This window comes from Mesomycoplasma hyopneumoniae J, from assembly GCF_000008205.1.
Classification (GTDB): domain Bacteria; phylum Bacillota_I; class Bacilli_A; order Mycoplasmatales; family Metamycoplasmataceae; genus Mesomycoplasma; species Mesomycoplasma hyopneumoniae.
In genome coordinates this window covers 206,979-221,567 of the sequence record NC_007295.1, presented here as the reverse complement: position 1 = coordinate 221,567, position 14,589 = coordinate 206,979, and the positions used below count along the sequence as shown (strand labels likewise).

The following is a 14,589-nucleotide window of genomic DNA, read 5'->3' as shown; positions in this document are numbered from 1 at the left end:
TTATGTATCGCTTTTTTGTCAATGAAAAACAAGAAAATTTCTTTATCTTAACAAATATAACCTTAAACCATATTAAAACTGTAAGAATTAGAAATGAAAATTTTATTTGTGTTTATCAAAATGAATTCTACCTTGTGAGATTAGTGCCTAATTCAAACAAAGCAGAAATAATTGAAAAAATTAAGGGGAATAACGAACCAAAAAACAAAGTTGTTCTCGCGCTTGCAATTTTGAAGACAAAATCATTTGAATTTGCAATCCAGAAAGCTGTTGAAATTGGGGTTAGTGAAATTTGACCTTTTTATAGTAAAAATGTTTCCCAAAAAATAAGCGGAGATCTTGAAAAAAAACTCAAAAGATGAGAACAAATTTGTCTTCATAGCGCCCAACAAAGTTTCCGCAATTTGATCCCGAAAATAAATTTACCTATAAATTATAAGGATCTTTTAGAACAAGCCAAAAATTTTCCAGTAAAATTAATCAGTTTTGAAAGAGCAAAAAATAATATAAATATCCCTGATAACCCCCAAAATACAATTATAATCATTGGGCCTGAAGGTGGGTTTGATGATGTTGAAATCCAACAAGCAGAAAAATTAGGGTTTCAAAGTATCACACTCGGGAAAAGAATTCTTAGATCGGAGACAGCAGCAATTTTTCTTTTAACAAAATGTATAAAAGATTAATTTTGGCTAGAAATGCAAATTTTTATAAAAATTTGCATTATTAAACATCCTTTTTCAACGAAAAAATAGATTTAATAATATATCACCAATATTATCAAAAAATTATAAAATAATCAAAAAAAAGTAAAAATAGCTTCTTTTTCCTAATTTTTTCCACTTTTAATTAGGGTTTGCTTTTTATAATTTAAATAAAAAATCTCCAAATAAGTTTTTGGAGATTAATTCTTCTTTGTTTTTATTGTACTTTTTTTAATTTTAATTTATTTTTTAAACTGGAATTTTTACTAAATTCTGTTTTTTAACAAAAATTTGATCGTTACTTTTTAACATAGTTTCTAATCAACCCGTTAATTAATTCACTTCTTTTTGTTAAACTTCCTTTCTCTGCAAATGATTTATCATTAAATATTGCCAGCGTTTTTAATATAATTGTAGGTTCTTTTTTAGCGTTTTGTTGTGGTTTTTTATTTTGTTCGCCTGGGCCGATTTGATACCAATCAAGATGAAATCATTCTAAAGTAAAGAAATTTGGCAAGGTGTCTTTAGGGTTAATCTTGAAATTAAGACGTTTTACACGTTTTGGGTACTTTGTTGGAAAAAAATAAGAATTTACCTTAATTGAATCCTTACCAGCAAGAATTTCATATAAATAAGTACCATTTTCAACAATTTCTTTGGTTTTAGGTATGTTATTATCTGAATTTTTAACTTTAATTACAAGTCCTTTTCCTTTTCTATCGGCTAAAAGATTAATCCAATTACCATCAGAAATATTTTTTGCATCAAAAACTAAATAAATTGCTCCGGTATATAAAGAAGTTGATATTTCTTTTTCTGGATTAGACGGTTTTGACTGTAATTTCAAAGGTTTCCTTAGCTCTAAACCTTGATCAGTTTGAATTGCATCTTCTGATTTAAATATTAATTTATTATCACTTAAATCTTTTAGGATAAATTCTTTTTTATCTTTTCCTTGATCTTGATAATTAATTGTTCCATCTAGAAATACATCGGGATTGAATTTCTTAATTATATCATAGGCAGATTTATTAGAATTAATAATATTATTAAGACTAATTTTGGACTGGGCCAAAATTAGATTTTGATTAGTTTTATCAACTAATTTAAAATCAAAAAATAGCTTATTTCCTAAAGTTGAGATCTCATATTCGCTTTTTGTATTTTCAAGATTATAAATATTAGCGAAATTAAAAGCTGTTCAAATGCTTGTCCCAAATTTTTCATTTTCTAAGGCTAAATTCGTACTGGTTGTGGAATTAGAATTCAAATTTTGACTAGTTTGAGGGGATGAAGTGGAAACTGGTTGTGTTTGCTGACTTTGACTTTGTCCCTTAGCTTCTTCTGCAAAAGTGCTTACCTTGACTGTTTTTGCTGAATTTTCTGTTGTTTTAGCTAGTGAAACCTCTGGTTTTTTCGGTTGTGTGGGGCTATTTTTTTCTGTTTTTTGAGTATTTGCCTTTGATTTTAAGCCCTCAATCACGGTTTTTAGCTCTTGTTTTACTTTTTCCTGGTCTTGGTCAACTAAATATTTTCCCGTATTTAATAAATAAATGCTTTTAAGAACTTCTTCACTTGGATTTTCCAAATTAGTCACTGTTTTTGCTAGTTCAAAAAGACGATCAACTCGCTGTTTTATTTCATTTGAGGATAAAGTTTTTGCATCTTGATCTTCAGGCATTGAAAATTCTTTAACTGCTTTTATCGTTCCAAACATTTGGGCAACAGCGGCTTGGTATTTATTAAAATCAACTTTTAGATCAACAAAAACTGGAAGATCCTGGATGATAAATTTTTTATCAATAGCTTTTCGTTTTAAAGAAGCAGTAATTTCAAAGCGAATTTTTTGATTTTCAACTAGTTTTTTCTTATCAACAACAGAGATCTGACTTGGATCTAAAAGTTTGGGAATAATACTTAAATAGACAGTTCCGATTTTGGTATTAAGAAAAAAATTTGTCTCACTTAAATCAAAAAGATCTTTAAATTCTTTACTTTTTGTTAAAATTTGGGATGTATTTGCTTTTGAATTTGGAGATCCATATCAATAATCAGAGAGGCTAATTTTATCTTTTACTAGTGCCATTTGCAAATCATCTTTGGTTTTTAATTTGCCTTGAAGATTTGTTTCAAGTCAGGATTTTAGAATTTTAGAAATTTCCTGATTTGAAATCGCGCCGCGAACTTCAAGATTTAAATTCATAGTTTTTTTAGTTGAAATTTGCACTAAATTAAGTCCAAGAACTAATTTTCCATCTTTATTTAACAAAGTTAATAATTTTTTTCGATCCAAAACTGGGTCTAATTGATAATCTGGACCTAAAAATACGGGTTCTCCTAAGGAATTATAAAGTGAAAGACTCGCTTTTGATGCAACCAAGGCTCTTTCAAGTCGTGAAAATCAATTACTTCCTCTTTCATTTTCAAAATTTTGGGCAAGTAAAATTTGGAATTCCATCAAAGTTAGATTTGCCCTTGAAAGATCAACAAAAGACTTGCTTGAATCAATTTGGCTAAAATCAAAATTAGTTCTAGCTTGTTCTGTATTTCCAAAGCCTTTAAGTACAATTTGTTTTGAATAAGTTATTTGATCCTTATCAGATTTTGCATAAATAACAACATTTTTAATTGAATTTTGATCAACTACTGCATTTTCTAAATCAAAACTAACTGAATAATCATTGTTTATTAGTTCACTTAAATCAAAAGCAGAAACAAGATTATAACGATAAAGATCGCTTTTGGCAGCAGTTAAAACTGTTTTTGCCGATCATTTTTTAAAATTATCTTTAATTTTAAGATTTAAAACAATTGAATCAAATTTTTCCTGACTAATTTTAGCATTTTTTGTTACTTTTAGCTGACTTGGGATCTGATTTAGATAAGAATAATATGATTTATTATAAGAATTAATTCCGACAACTATACCAACAGCGGCTGATAAACTAAGACTAATTCCGGCAATTGTTGTTATTAATCAAAAAGGTTTTTTAAGTAATTTTGCTAACTTCATAGGATAAATACCTCCGGGTTTTATTTAGATTTTAATTCCTGATTATTATTACTTTGTTTTACTGTTATTTTAACTTTTAGACTTGATTTTTTAGGATCACCGGATTTTGAATCATCCCTTAGGACAAAGTATAGCAATTTAGCATCTCCAGCGATATTATCCTCGATTAGTTCAACCTCTGTTTTCCAATTTTTACCTTGTTTTTTAATGATTTCGTCAATTTTTTTACCTAATTCAGGAAGGTAATTAGTTAATTCGGTAGTTGTGCTTTGTTGATTAGAAGCACCCTCTGCTTTTTTCCCTTGACTAGGTGCGCCTTCGGCTTTTTTGCCTTGGTTAGGAGCGCCTTCGGCTTTTTTCCCTTGACTAGGTGCGCCTTCGGCTTTTTTGCCTTGGTTAGGAGCGCCTTCGGCTTTTTTACCTTGATTAGGAGATCCCTCGGTCATCATTGGGTGGCTAAGTTTCTGATATTGTTCACTAGTTACCTTGACTTCCTGGAATTGATATTGAAGATTTAAAACAGTTTTATCTAGTTCCTTTATTATTTTTTGTTCTTCATACTCGCTTTGATGAACTAGTTCTAAAAATACATTAATTTCCGGTGTTTTTAGGCTTAATTTATTTTCGTCAGTATATTCTAATTTATAACTAAAAGCCATTGGGAAATAGTCTTCTTTTGGTTTATTTGTAAGTGAAAAGCCAGTATTAGTATTAGTATTAGTAGCAACTGGTTTTGCTGCTACTGGTTTTGCTGCTACTGGTTTTGCTGCTTCAGGTTTAGCTGCTACTGGTTTTGTTGTTTCAGGTTTAGCTGCTTCAGGTTTTGCTGCTACTGGTTTAGCCGCTTCAGGTTTAGCTGCTGGGGGCTGAGGTAATATACCTTTTATTTTATTATCTAATTCTTTAACTTTTTTATCTACTTCTTCTCTTTTACCTTCTTTTGTAGTTTCCCCTTTTTTGATAGCTTCAAATGAATACTGAAGATTATCGTCTAATTTTGCTCAAGGAGCAAAATTATTAAATTGGGCTGCTTTAAGGAAAAATGCTTTTAAAAAATCACCGAAGGTTTTAAAATCAGTCCCTTCAAGTAGATTTTTATCTAAAATAGTAGTTTTAAAAGCCGAGTTCTCAATTAAAGAATATTTTTTAAGAGCTTCAAAAATTTGCGCCTCATTTTTGCCTTCTAATTCAGTTTTTACACTTTGGGGCAATAATAAAACTCCGTAAAATCCATCAGATTTTATTACATCATTACGAGCTAAAATATTAAAGGAAAGTTGGTGAATTTCTTTTATCTGATTGTAAGGATCCTTTTTTTTCCCTTCCAAAAATTTTAATTTATCTGCTTCTGCAAAAATATCTTTTGTATATTGGAAAACCTCTTTCGGGAATTGCGCCCTGTTAGTTTCTAGTCCCCATTTTTTTGCTAGATCATAAAGAGTCTCTAGAACTGTTAATTTGTCCTTGGTGAGTAAATCCTGGAAATAACTAGCAACTTGATGTCCATTTTTAAAAAAGTTATTACTTTTAAGACTTGAAATTACTTGTTCTTTTGTTGTTTGTGGTTGATTTAAAACTGAATTAGAACCCAATTTAACTTGTTCTAAATGTCTTGTAAATCTTTGGATATCAGCTTTTTCAGGATGCTGAATTTTTCCTGTTCAGGAATTAAGCACGGATTTAAAGGCCCCGAATTCATAGGCATAATTTCCATCAAGTGCTTGATAGATTTCTTGGTTTTTATTCCCTTTAAAAAGAGCTTCAACTTCAACTTTGGCAAGTTGAGTATTATATGGATTTAAGATATTACCATAGTCTAATTTTGCTTGTTCTTCTTTACCTTTTTCAAAAAATGGTAAATATTCGGTTTTAAAAATTTGCTGATTGATATTAGGGAGATCAATTTTTGGACCTTTTTTAAATCCAGTTAATTTAAGAATCCCTTCTTTTACAAGAATATTATCTTTTGTATCTGGATATAAATCATCGGCAAAAAATTTATCTTTAATTTCAAGGCGGTAGGGAATTAAAATTATTGATTTATCTTTTTTATCAAGACTTGCGCTTGCTGCATCTAGGCTATATTCTAAATTTGGCGAGTTAAGACGGTCGTTGAATTTTCCATTGTATTTACCAAAGTCATAAATATTTTCTTTTTTATTTAAAAGATTACTAATTTCTGCCTTGGTATGACTGGATCTCTTGTCTCCAGGGAAAAATCCAGATTTAATATCTGCTAGAAATTCATAGGCAGAAAGATTTTGACCCTTTGCATTTAAATCTTCTTTTTGCATATTTTTCAGTGTTAAATTATTAACAAAATCCTCAAAATTTAGAAAATAAGAAGAATTATCTTTTTTCATTAATCTTAAAATGTTAATAACTGGCTGAACTTCATCTGGGCTAGCTAAAATTTCACGGGCACTTTGACTAAGATCTGCTTTTAAAAACAGCGAAGGAATTTGGTTCTGGATACTTACATATTGATTAGTTGAACTATCTTTTGCAAAGCTAAATTCAAAAATATTACCTAAATTATTAGGTAATTTATTCTCAGGAGCATTATTTAGTCTGTTTATTAAATTTTTAAGTACTGGAAAATAATTAGCAAGCTTTATATCTAAATCCTCAGCATTTCGCGCTGTATTTAAATCGTATTGGAAATCAATAGCTCTTAGAGTTGAGGGATCTTTTTGGCTGCTTGTTTTTTCATCAGCAAAATTTGTAATTTTTGTTGATAAATTTTCAATTTGTTGATTTAATTTTTCGGTAATTTTTTTAAGCGAAAAATTAAATTCGGCAACTAAAAGATTTGACTGTTTGGCAAAAGCAACTGTTTGCTCATAAATATCAGATTTGGCAATATCACCATTATGAAGTTTTTGTAATGCCTGAAATTTTACCTTAAAATTTTGATTGACATCATCAGGGATAATTTCAAGAATCTCAAAAGTTATTTTCGCTTTGGTATATTCAGGATCTTGAAAATTAATTTTTTCTAACTGATCACCGTTTTTAGTAAAAAAGGAAAAGGAATCAATAACTTTTTCTTTATTTCTAATATTGTTATTAGAATCAACTAGTCACCTTTTGACTATTTTATAATCAGAATCAGTCTCAAAAGCATAAGGACTAAAAGCTAATGTTGAAACTTTTGCGGCAAAATCATTTGCAATCTTTCGTGGGCTTTCTGATCTGTATTTTGCCAAGCTGCTAAGTCCGACAGTTAGGCCAAAAACTCCAAGACCAACAATTCCGGCAGTCAAACCAATTTTAAATGTTTTTGATTTTTTACTCATATTTTAAACCTCAATTATCTTGGTTCTAGGAAATAAATTTTTCATTTTCTCAATCATATAATATAATTTAGATATCTAATTTTTTTAAAAGTTTTGCAAAATAAAAAAAGATAAGTGAAAAATTTATTTAACTTGTACAATTAAAATTATACTTTTTTTTTTTTTTTTTGCAACAAAAAAGTTTGGAAATTTTTTTATCATTGTTTTTAGGCCACTTTTTTGAAAGATTTGAATAGTTCTAAATTTCTAATCAGTCTTCTTTTATAATTTATTTTAGTATAAAAAAATTTGAACAATTTAAATAAATAATCCAATATTAAAATTAGGATTATTAAAAAAACAGCAGTTTTTAATGCTGTTTTTTTAATAATTTTAGAACTTTACTAGGAAATTTTCTTCTATATTTTTTTATTAATTTTGAATTAAAAAAGGAAGACTAATAATTAAAAGTAAAAATCCAAAAATAAATCCTAAAAAAATAGGTAAAAGTGAGAGTTCTTTCTGTTTTTTTTTAATAAAAGCATAGTCAATTTTTGGAGTTTCTGTTTTAAATCCCCGTTTTTCTAAAATTTTATTCTGGGAATTAATTCTTCATTTATGATAAGAAACCGAAAAACTACTAAACAATCCAAGTCTAAGAACGCTGCCAAGGGCAGAAAGCGAGATGGCTAAAAGCCCACAAATGGAGATTGCATCATATCAAGCTTTTTTTTGAACAACAATAATTACAACAGCAATTATTATTAAAAAAATTAGTCAAAAAATAAGCGCTAAAATTGAGCGTTTTTGTAATTTTCTCCGAAAAATCGAATTAAAAAAGAAAGAAAAATTAGCTTTCATATAAAATCACCAATAATAAATTATAAATAATTTTGATATTATTATACAACAAAAAATCCAAAACTTGGTTGTTATTAACAAGTTTTGGATTTTAATTTAGCTTGCAAAACCACTGGATTTTTGCTTACTGTGGCATTATTTTTTTCTAGTTTTTGGATATTTACCTTTGATATTAAGCTGACAATCACGTTTTTTATCTCAGATTTTATACTTTTCTGGTCTTGATCAACTAAATATTTTCCTGTATAATATAAATAAATGACTTTAAGAACCTCTTCTTTGGAATTTTTACAATACCTTTAATCATTTTTAGAGAATTTTTTTTTTTTTTTTTTTTTTTTTAAAAATTTGGAAAAATAGTAATAATATTCAGACTTTTCAAACTTACTAGTTTTAGCTGCTAAGGGTAAAAAAATTTTTTAAAAAAATTATTGAATTTTTATTTTTTGTGTATAATTTAATCTTACCGTTAAAGGATGATGATGCATAAGGTTGCAGTACGCGAGAGTGAGTTGTTATCGTGTATTGGTTTTTATGTGGAGTTCGTTCAAAATTTATGAACAGGAGCAACTCAACTATATTTTTATGAATACAACATCAATTAAAATTAAGTTAAAATCATTTGATCATCGTCAAATCGATGCTGCGGCTAAAAAAATTATTCTTCTAGCTCGCGAACTTAATATAGAAACTCGGGGGCCGGTGCCTCTACCGACTTCAAGAGCAATTTATACAATTCTTAGATCAGTGCATATTAATAAAAAATCACGTGAGCAATTTGAAAGTCGAACACACAAAAGACTTGTAATTTTGAAAGTTTTACCTACAAATCAAAAACTAGTAACAGAAAAAATTTCAAGATCACAACTTCCTGCTGGGGTTTGAATAGAAATCGAGGTAAGCTAAAATGAAAGGAATTCTAGGAAAAAAGGTTGGAATGAGCCAACTTTTTACAACAGAAGGAATTGCAATTCCTGTAAGTATAATTGAGGTTCCTGAAAATATTGTAACTAAAATTATTACAAAAGAAAAAAATAGTTATGATGCGATTCAACTTGCAGCTTTTGATAAAAAACAGTCCCGTTTTTTAAAGCCAGAAATTGGTCATTTTGCAAAAGCAAATACAAAGCCAAAGCGATTTATCAAGGAATTCCGTGATTTTCAAGGTTATAAATTAGGCCAAACTGTTGATGTCTCAATTTTTAGTCCTGGTGAATTTGTTGATGTAACCGGAACTTCAAAGGGAAAAGGGTTTGCCGGAACAATTAAGCGATATAACCAAGCAATCGGACCTAGATCCCATGGGGGTGGAGGTGGATCAAAACCGATTCGTCAAACTGGATCGCTTGGAGATATCTCTGGTAATAAAGTTGTTAAAGGGATGACAATGCCAGGGCGTTTAGGACATGAAAAAGTTACAAAACAATCATTAGAAATTATAAAAGTTGATAAGGAAAATAACTTATTAGTCTTAAAAGGTTCAGTTCCTGGTCCAAAAAAATCTTTTTTAGTGATAAAATCAGCGATAAAAAAACCTAATCCAAAAAATCCAGTTAGTCTTTTTGTGCCAAATTCGGATAAAGAGGTAAAAAATGAATAAAATTTCAGAAATTAGCATTCAAAGTCAGAAAACTGAAAATTTAGTTAAATTTAATGCTAATGATGACTTACCCAAGTCATTATTTGAGCAAAAAGAACCACATTTTCAAGCAATTTTTGACTCGATTTTATCAGAAAGGGCCTCAAAAAGACTCTCTACTCATAAAGTAAAAAACCGCGCTGAAGTTTCTGGAACCGGAAAAAAACCCTGAAAGCAAAAATCGACAGGAAAGGCGAGAGCTGGATCTAAAAGATCACCAATTTTCGTAGGTGGTGGTCGGGCTTTTGGGCCAACTACCCAAAGAAATTATAATTTAAAAGTAAATAAAAAAGTAAAAAAATTAGCTTTTATTTCAGCGCTTTCCCAACTAGCTCAAAATCAACAAATTCTTGTAAATGATTTTTCAATGAATAAAATTTCAACAAAATTACTAGTTGATCAATTAAAAATTTTTAAAATTGACCAACTTCGTCACATTTTAATCGCTTCTAGTGATCCGAATTTGTTTTTATCGGCACGAAACCTACCAAATGTTGAGCTGGTAAAAACGAATTCGCTAACAGTTGAATCACTAATTAAGGCCGATTTGTTAATAATTTCCAAAAATGAAATTACTAATTTGGAGAAGAGAATCTAAAAAATGAATGTAAATGAAATAATAAAAGGTCCAATTTTAACTGAAAAATCTTATCAATTAATGTCTAGTGGCGTTTATTCTTTTAAAGTTAGTCCAAAAACTAACCGTTCTGAGACAAAAAAAGCAGTTGAATACATTTTTAATGTAAAAGTTGAAAAGGTAAATATTTTTACTGTCCCAAAAAAAGAAAAAAAACTAGGAAAATCAAAAGGGTTTACTACCAAATATAAAAAGGCGCTTGTAAAATTGATGCCCGGTTATACAATTAATCTTTTTGAAGACGAAAGTCCTCAAGATCAAAAAGATTCTGAAACTGTAAGCGAAAATACTGAAGAAAAAGCAAAAATTGCCAAGAAAAAAGCCGAATTAGAGGCTAAAAACAAAGAGATTGCAGAGAAATTAGCTAAAAAACAAGCCGAATTAGCAAAAAAAGATTCTGAAACTAACGAAAATCAAGAAAAAAGGATTGAAAATCAAACCGAAAACCAGGAAAATAGTGCTAATTAAGGCCGAGCCGGAAAATATTTCAAAGAAAAGAAAACACAAAAACTAAAAAAGACCAAAAAAATGTCTAGTTTAGCGCTCGGAAAAATAAAGACAAAAAAATCTTCAGAAAGGAGAAACAAATAATGGCACTTAAGTATTATAAACCGACAACAAACGGCCGCCGTCATATGTCTTCGCTTGATTTTGGGGCAAATTTAACAACAAATAAGCCCGAAAAATCGCTGCTTACAATTCTAAAAAAACATTCAGGTCGAAATTCGCAAGGAAAAATTACAGTTCGTCATCAAGGCGGAAGACATAAAAGAAAATATCGCTTAATTGATTTTAAAAGAAACAAGGATGATATTACTGGAATTGTTAAAACAATCGAATATGATCCAAATAGGTCAGCAAATATTGCCCTAATTTCCTATATTGACGGGGAAAAACGTTATATTTTAGCTCCAAAAAACCTCAAAGTGGGCCAAAAAATAAGTTCAGGACCCAAATCTGATATTTTAGTGGGAAATGCACTTCCACTGGCTAAAATTCCGGAAGGAACTTTTGTTCATAATATCGAGTTAAAACCGGGTGCGGGAGCAAAACTAATTCGCTCAGCAGGAACTTGAGCCCAAATTCAAGGTCGCGATGAGAACGGAAAATACGTAATTTTAAAGCTAAAATCCGGAGAATACCGTCGGATTTTAGCAACTTGCCGGGCAACAATTGGCGTTGTCGGTAATGAAGAAAATTCACTTGTTAATATCGGGAAAGCCGGAAGAAATCGCCATAAAGGAATAAGACCGACAGTTCGCGGTTCGGTTATGAACCCTAACGATCACCCTCATGGAGGTGGTGAAGGAAAACAGCCAATTGGAAGAAAATCACCGCTGACTCCATGGGGGAAAAAAGCACTTGGAGTTAAGACAAGAAACCCGAAAAAACCTTCAACTAAATTGATAATCCGCTCAAGAAAGGAAACTAAAAAATAATGGCTCGTTCACTAAAAAAAGGACCTTTTGCTGATGATCATCTTTTGAAAAAAGTCGATGAAGCAATTGCGAAAAACTCAAGAAAACCAATTAAGACTTGATCTCGTAGGTCAACTATTTTTCCCCAGTTTGTTGGACTAACTTTTTTGGTTCATAATGGAAAAATTTTTAACGAGGTTTATGTAACTGATGATATGGTTGGTCACAAGTTAGGTGAGTTTTCCCCAACAAGAACTTATCACGGGCATGGAAAAGATAAGGCAAAAAAATAAAAAAGGTAAATAAATGAAGGTAGAAAATCATAATTTAGCAGTCGCTTCACTCAAAACACAGCGAATTTCCGCATTCAAAGCCCGCCTTGTGGCGGTTTTACTCAAGGGGAAAAAAGTTTCTGATGCCCTAGCAATTCTTAGTCATACCAAAAAAAAGGCTTCACCCATTTTTACAAAATTGATTAATTCAGCAGTTGCAAATGCGATTAACAACCACGGTTTTGAACATTCAAACTTAATTATCAAGGCTGCAATTGTCAATGAGGGTCCAACTTTAAAGCGTTTTCGTCCCCGCGCTAAAGGGGCAGCGAGCCAAATTTTAAAAAGAACATCCCATTTTAAAGTTATTTTAGCCAGTCAAAACGGCGGAGAAAGTCAAAATCAAGAATATCAAGAAACAGAAAAAAATCTAGTTTCAAAATCCCCGGAAAATACCCAAAGTGGGGCGCTCTCCCAGCAAAGCCAGGCTGAACAACCCCAAAATGACCCCGAAAATGGGGTTGATTCCCAATTATCAGCAAAAACAAATAGTATTACAACCGCCAAAAAAACTGATTTAGCGGATAATAATACTAAAAACGATGCCACAAACACGGTTTTAGCGCAAGAAAAAGAGGTTAAATAATGGGACAAAAAGTCAATCCAAACGGTTTTCGTTTTGGAATCACAAGAAATCATAATGCAATTTGGTATGCAGATAAAAATAAATTTTCGATAAATTTATTAGAAGATGTCAAAATCCACCGCTTTTTTGAAAAGTTGACCCGTGAATATCAAATTGGAAATACGGTGATTCGCCGTGACCGAAATAATGCAATCACTGTACTTGTTTATACAGCAAAATTAGGTTCTTTTCTTGGTGCTTCAGGCGAAAATCTGAAAAAAATAGTTGAAAAATTAAGAAAAACTCTAAAAAATCGCAAAATTGTTATAAATGTTGATGCAGTTGATATCCAAAGTCCGGAATTAAATGCAAAATTAATGGCAGAATTAATTGCCGAAAAACTCGAGCAGCGTAAATCCTATCGAATTGCCCAAAAATTTGCAATTCGAACTGCCCTAAAAAACGGGGCAACCGGTGTGAAAACGATTGTCTGTGGCCGACTCAATGGAGTTGAAATGGCTCGCTGTGAAGGATATGCTGAAGGTGAAATGAAATTACATACTTTAAGGCAAAATGTTGAATATGCAACTGCAATCGCCAAAACTACTTACGGGATTCTAGGGGTAAAGGTTTGAGTTTCACTTGGAGAAATCAAAGAAAAAACTGATATTGATGCAATTATACGAGCTGATAAAAGGAGATAGAAATGCTACAACCCAAAAAAACAAAACACCGCAAAACTTTTCGACTTTATCATGACAAACGCGATGCGCATTCTGGTAATTTTGTTGCTTTTGGTGATTATGGTCTTCAAGCTACTGGATCGGCTTGGGTTTCAGCTGCCCAAATTGAAGCTGCTCGGATCGCAATTACTAGAAGGATGGGTCGTGAAGGGCAAGTTATTATTCGGGTTTTCCCGCATTTAGCACTAACTTCAAAACCGATTGGGGTCAGAATGGGTTCGGGAAAAGGTTCGGTTGATCGTTGAGTCGCTGTGGTTAAAAGAAATACGATTTTATTTGAAGTCAGAGGGGTAAAAGATGAAATTGCCCGGGATGCCTTACGACTTGGCGGACATAAATTACCGCTTAAATGAAAAATTGTAGCAACAGTTTAGGAAAATTATGGAATTTAAAGAACTTTTAAAAAAAACAGCAAGCGAATTAAATTCATTACTTCTTGAATATCGTTCCGAGTTATTCACCTTACGTTTTAAAAATCAAAGCTCAAATTTAGATCAAAGTCATAAAATTGGCGAGATGCGGAAAATGATTGCCAGAGTTTTAACAATTATTTCCCAAAGAAAACTTGAAGAAGTACCAAAGCTGAAAAAACCAAGAAAAAAAGCGAAAAAGGTGGGAAAAATTTCCTCTTTGGTAAAGCCAAAATCACTTAAGTCCCATTTTAGAGATGAACTAAAACCACTTTTAGTCCCAAAAATTCAAAAAAATCTAGTTAAAAAGCAAGAAATGAGTGCTGAAAATGAATAATTTAACTTTAGAAAAAAAAGCTCAAACCCGAAATCTTCGGAAAACTTTACAAGGAATTGTCATTAGAACCTCCCCAAAAACAATTATGGTTGAAGTTGAAACCGCCTACAAACATAAACTTTATGCAAAAAGGTTTAAAAAGCGCAAAAAATTTAACACTCACGATGAAAAAAACCTGGCAGAAGTAGGTGATTTTGTCAAAATTGCCGAATGTCGGCCAATTTCAAAGACAAAACACTTCCGTTTAGTCGAAGTCTTACAGAAAAAAGGAGAAATCTAGAATGCTACAAGAACTTTCGCGCCTTAATGTTGCCGATAATACCGGTGCAAAAATCGTGGGTGTAATTCGCAATCTAGGTGGTTCGGTAAAAAAAACTTCAAATATTGGTGATATTGTTGTAGTTTCTGTTAAAAAAGCAATTCCTAACGGAATGCTCAAAGAAGGTCAAGTAGTCAAAGCTTTAATTGTTCGGTCAACTTATGGACTTAGAAGAAAAAATGGAACTCATATAAAATTTGATGATAATGCTGTGGTGATCATAAAAGAGGACGGAACTCCCCGGGGAACAAGGGTTTTTGGTCCGATTGCCCGGGAAATTCGGGAAAAAGGTTATCTTAAAATAGCTTCATTAGCGCAGGAGGTTTTATAAAA

At 31.2% G+C, this 14,589-nt stretch carries 16 protein-coding genes; 13 read left to right on the top strand and 3 right to left on the bottom strand.

What is annotated here, in order from left to right; all coding sequences use genetic code 4:
• Positions 1 to 2: 2 nt before the first annotated feature.
• Complete coding sequence (locus MHJ_RS01065; protein WP_011283981.1) at positions 3 to 686, top strand: 16S rRNA (uracil(1498)-N(3))-methyltransferase; 684 nt, start codon at positions 3 to 5, stop codon at positions 684 to 686.
• A 316-nt stretch (positions 687 to 1,002) separates the two neighbouring features.
• Here the strand turns inward: MHJ_RS01065 and MHJ_RS01060 are convergent, their stop codons facing one another.
• From MHJ_RS01060 to MHJ_RS01050, 3 genes are all read right to left on the bottom strand, one after another.
• Positions 1,003 to 3,717, bottom strand: a complete 2,715-nt coding sequence (locus tag MHJ_RS01060; protein ID WP_011283980.1) for a multifunctional adhesin P102 — start codon at positions 3,715 to 3,717, stop codon at positions 1,003 to 1,005.
• Between the two features lie 20 nt (positions 3,718 to 3,737).
• Positions 3,738 to 7,016 (bottom strand): cilium adhesin P97, encoded by a 3,279-nt coding sequence (gene mhp183 / locus MHJ_RS01055; protein WP_011283979.1) that lies wholly within the window; start codon positions 7,014 to 7,016, stop codon positions 3,738 to 3,740.
• Between the two features lie 411 nt (positions 7,017 to 7,427).
• A complete protein-coding gene (locus tag MHJ_RS01050) occupies positions 7,428 to 7,856 on the bottom strand; it encodes a DUF3899 domain-containing protein (RefSeq protein WP_011283978.1) in 429 nt (142 codons plus the stop codon).
• Positions 7,857 to 8,441: 585 nt separating this feature from the next.
• On the opposite strand from MHJ_RS01050, the gene rpsJ reads away from it, so the two are divergent.
• The 12 genes from rpsJ (at position 8,442) to rplN (ending at position 14,587) form a co-directional block, all read left to right on the top strand.
• Positions 8,442 to 8,762 (top strand): 30S ribosomal protein S10, encoded by a 321-nt coding sequence (gene rpsJ, locus MHJ_RS01045; protein WP_014579601.1) that lies wholly within the window; start codon positions 8,442 to 8,444, stop codon positions 8,760 to 8,762.
• A gap of 1 nt (position 8,763) precedes the next feature.
• On the top strand, positions 8,764 to 9,456 hold the full coding sequence (rplC, locus tag MHJ_RS01040; RefSeq protein ID WP_011283976.1) for a 50S ribosomal protein L3: 693 nt from the start codon (positions 8,764 to 8,766) through the stop codon (positions 9,454 to 9,456).
• Positions 9,449 to 10,093 (top strand): 50S ribosomal protein L4, encoded by a 645-nt coding sequence (rplD, locus tag MHJ_RS01035; protein WP_011206025.1) that lies wholly within the window; start codon positions 9,449 to 9,451, stop codon positions 10,091 to 10,093. The genes rplC and rplD overlap by 8 nt, the downstream gene beginning before the upstream one ends.
• 3 nt (positions 10,094 to 10,096) lie before the next feature.
• The gene (rplW, locus tag MHJ_RS01030; protein WP_011283974.1) at positions 10,097 to 10,600 is read left to right on the top strand and encodes a 50S ribosomal protein L23; all 504 of its coding nucleotides are present in this window, start codon (positions 10,097 to 10,099) and stop codon (positions 10,598 to 10,600) included.
• Between the two features lie 122 nt (positions 10,601 to 10,722).
• Positions 10,723 to 11,571 (top strand): 50S ribosomal protein L2, encoded by an 849-nt coding sequence (rplB, locus tag MHJ_RS01025; protein WP_011283973.1) that lies wholly within the window; start codon positions 10,723 to 10,725, stop codon positions 11,569 to 11,571.
• Positions 11,571 to 11,843 carry a 30S ribosomal protein S19 gene (rpsS, locus tag MHJ_RS01020; protein ID WP_011206028.1) on the top strand — a complete coding sequence of 91 codons (273 nt, stop codon included), beginning with the start codon at positions 11,571 to 11,573 and terminating at the stop codon, positions 11,841 to 11,843. The genes rplB and rpsS overlap by 1 nt, the downstream gene beginning before the upstream one ends.
• 13 nt (positions 11,844 to 11,856) lie before the next feature.
• Positions 11,857 to 12,468, top strand: a complete 612-nt coding sequence (gene rplV, locus MHJ_RS04015) for a 50S ribosomal protein L22 (RefSeq protein WP_044284600.1) — start codon at positions 11,857 to 11,859, stop codon at positions 12,466 to 12,468.
• On the top strand, positions 12,468 to 13,151 hold the full coding sequence (gene rpsC / locus MHJ_RS01010) for a 30S ribosomal protein S3 (RefSeq protein WP_011206031.1): 684 nt from the start codon (positions 12,468 to 12,470) through the stop codon (positions 13,149 to 13,151). Before rplV ends, rpsC begins: the two co-directional genes overlap by 1 nt.
• Before the next feature lie 2 nt (positions 13,152 to 13,153).
• On the top strand, positions 13,154 to 13,564 hold the full coding sequence (rplP, locus tag MHJ_RS01005) for a 50S ribosomal protein L16 (protein ID WP_011206032.1): 411 nt from the start codon (positions 13,154 to 13,156) through the stop codon (positions 13,562 to 13,564).
• A gap of 7 nt (positions 13,565 to 13,571) precedes the next feature.
• Entirely contained in the window at positions 13,572 to 13,937 is a 366-nt protein-coding gene (gene rpmC / locus MHJ_RS01000; protein ID WP_044284599.1) for a 50S ribosomal protein L29, read from the top strand.
• Positions 13,930 to 14,217, top strand: coding sequence for a 30S ribosomal protein S17 (gene rpsQ, locus MHJ_RS00995; protein ID WP_014579611.1), 288 nt, complete (start codon positions 13,930 to 13,932; stop codon positions 14,215 to 14,217). The genes rpmC and rpsQ overlap by 8 nt, the downstream gene beginning before the upstream one ends.
• A 1-nt stretch (position 14,218) precedes the next feature.
• Positions 14,219 to 14,587 (top strand): 50S ribosomal protein L14, encoded by a 369-nt coding sequence (gene rplN, locus MHJ_RS00990; protein WP_011206035.1) that lies wholly within the window; start codon positions 14,219 to 14,221, stop codon positions 14,585 to 14,587.
• The last annotated feature ends 2 nt before the right edge of the window (positions 14,588 to 14,589 follow it).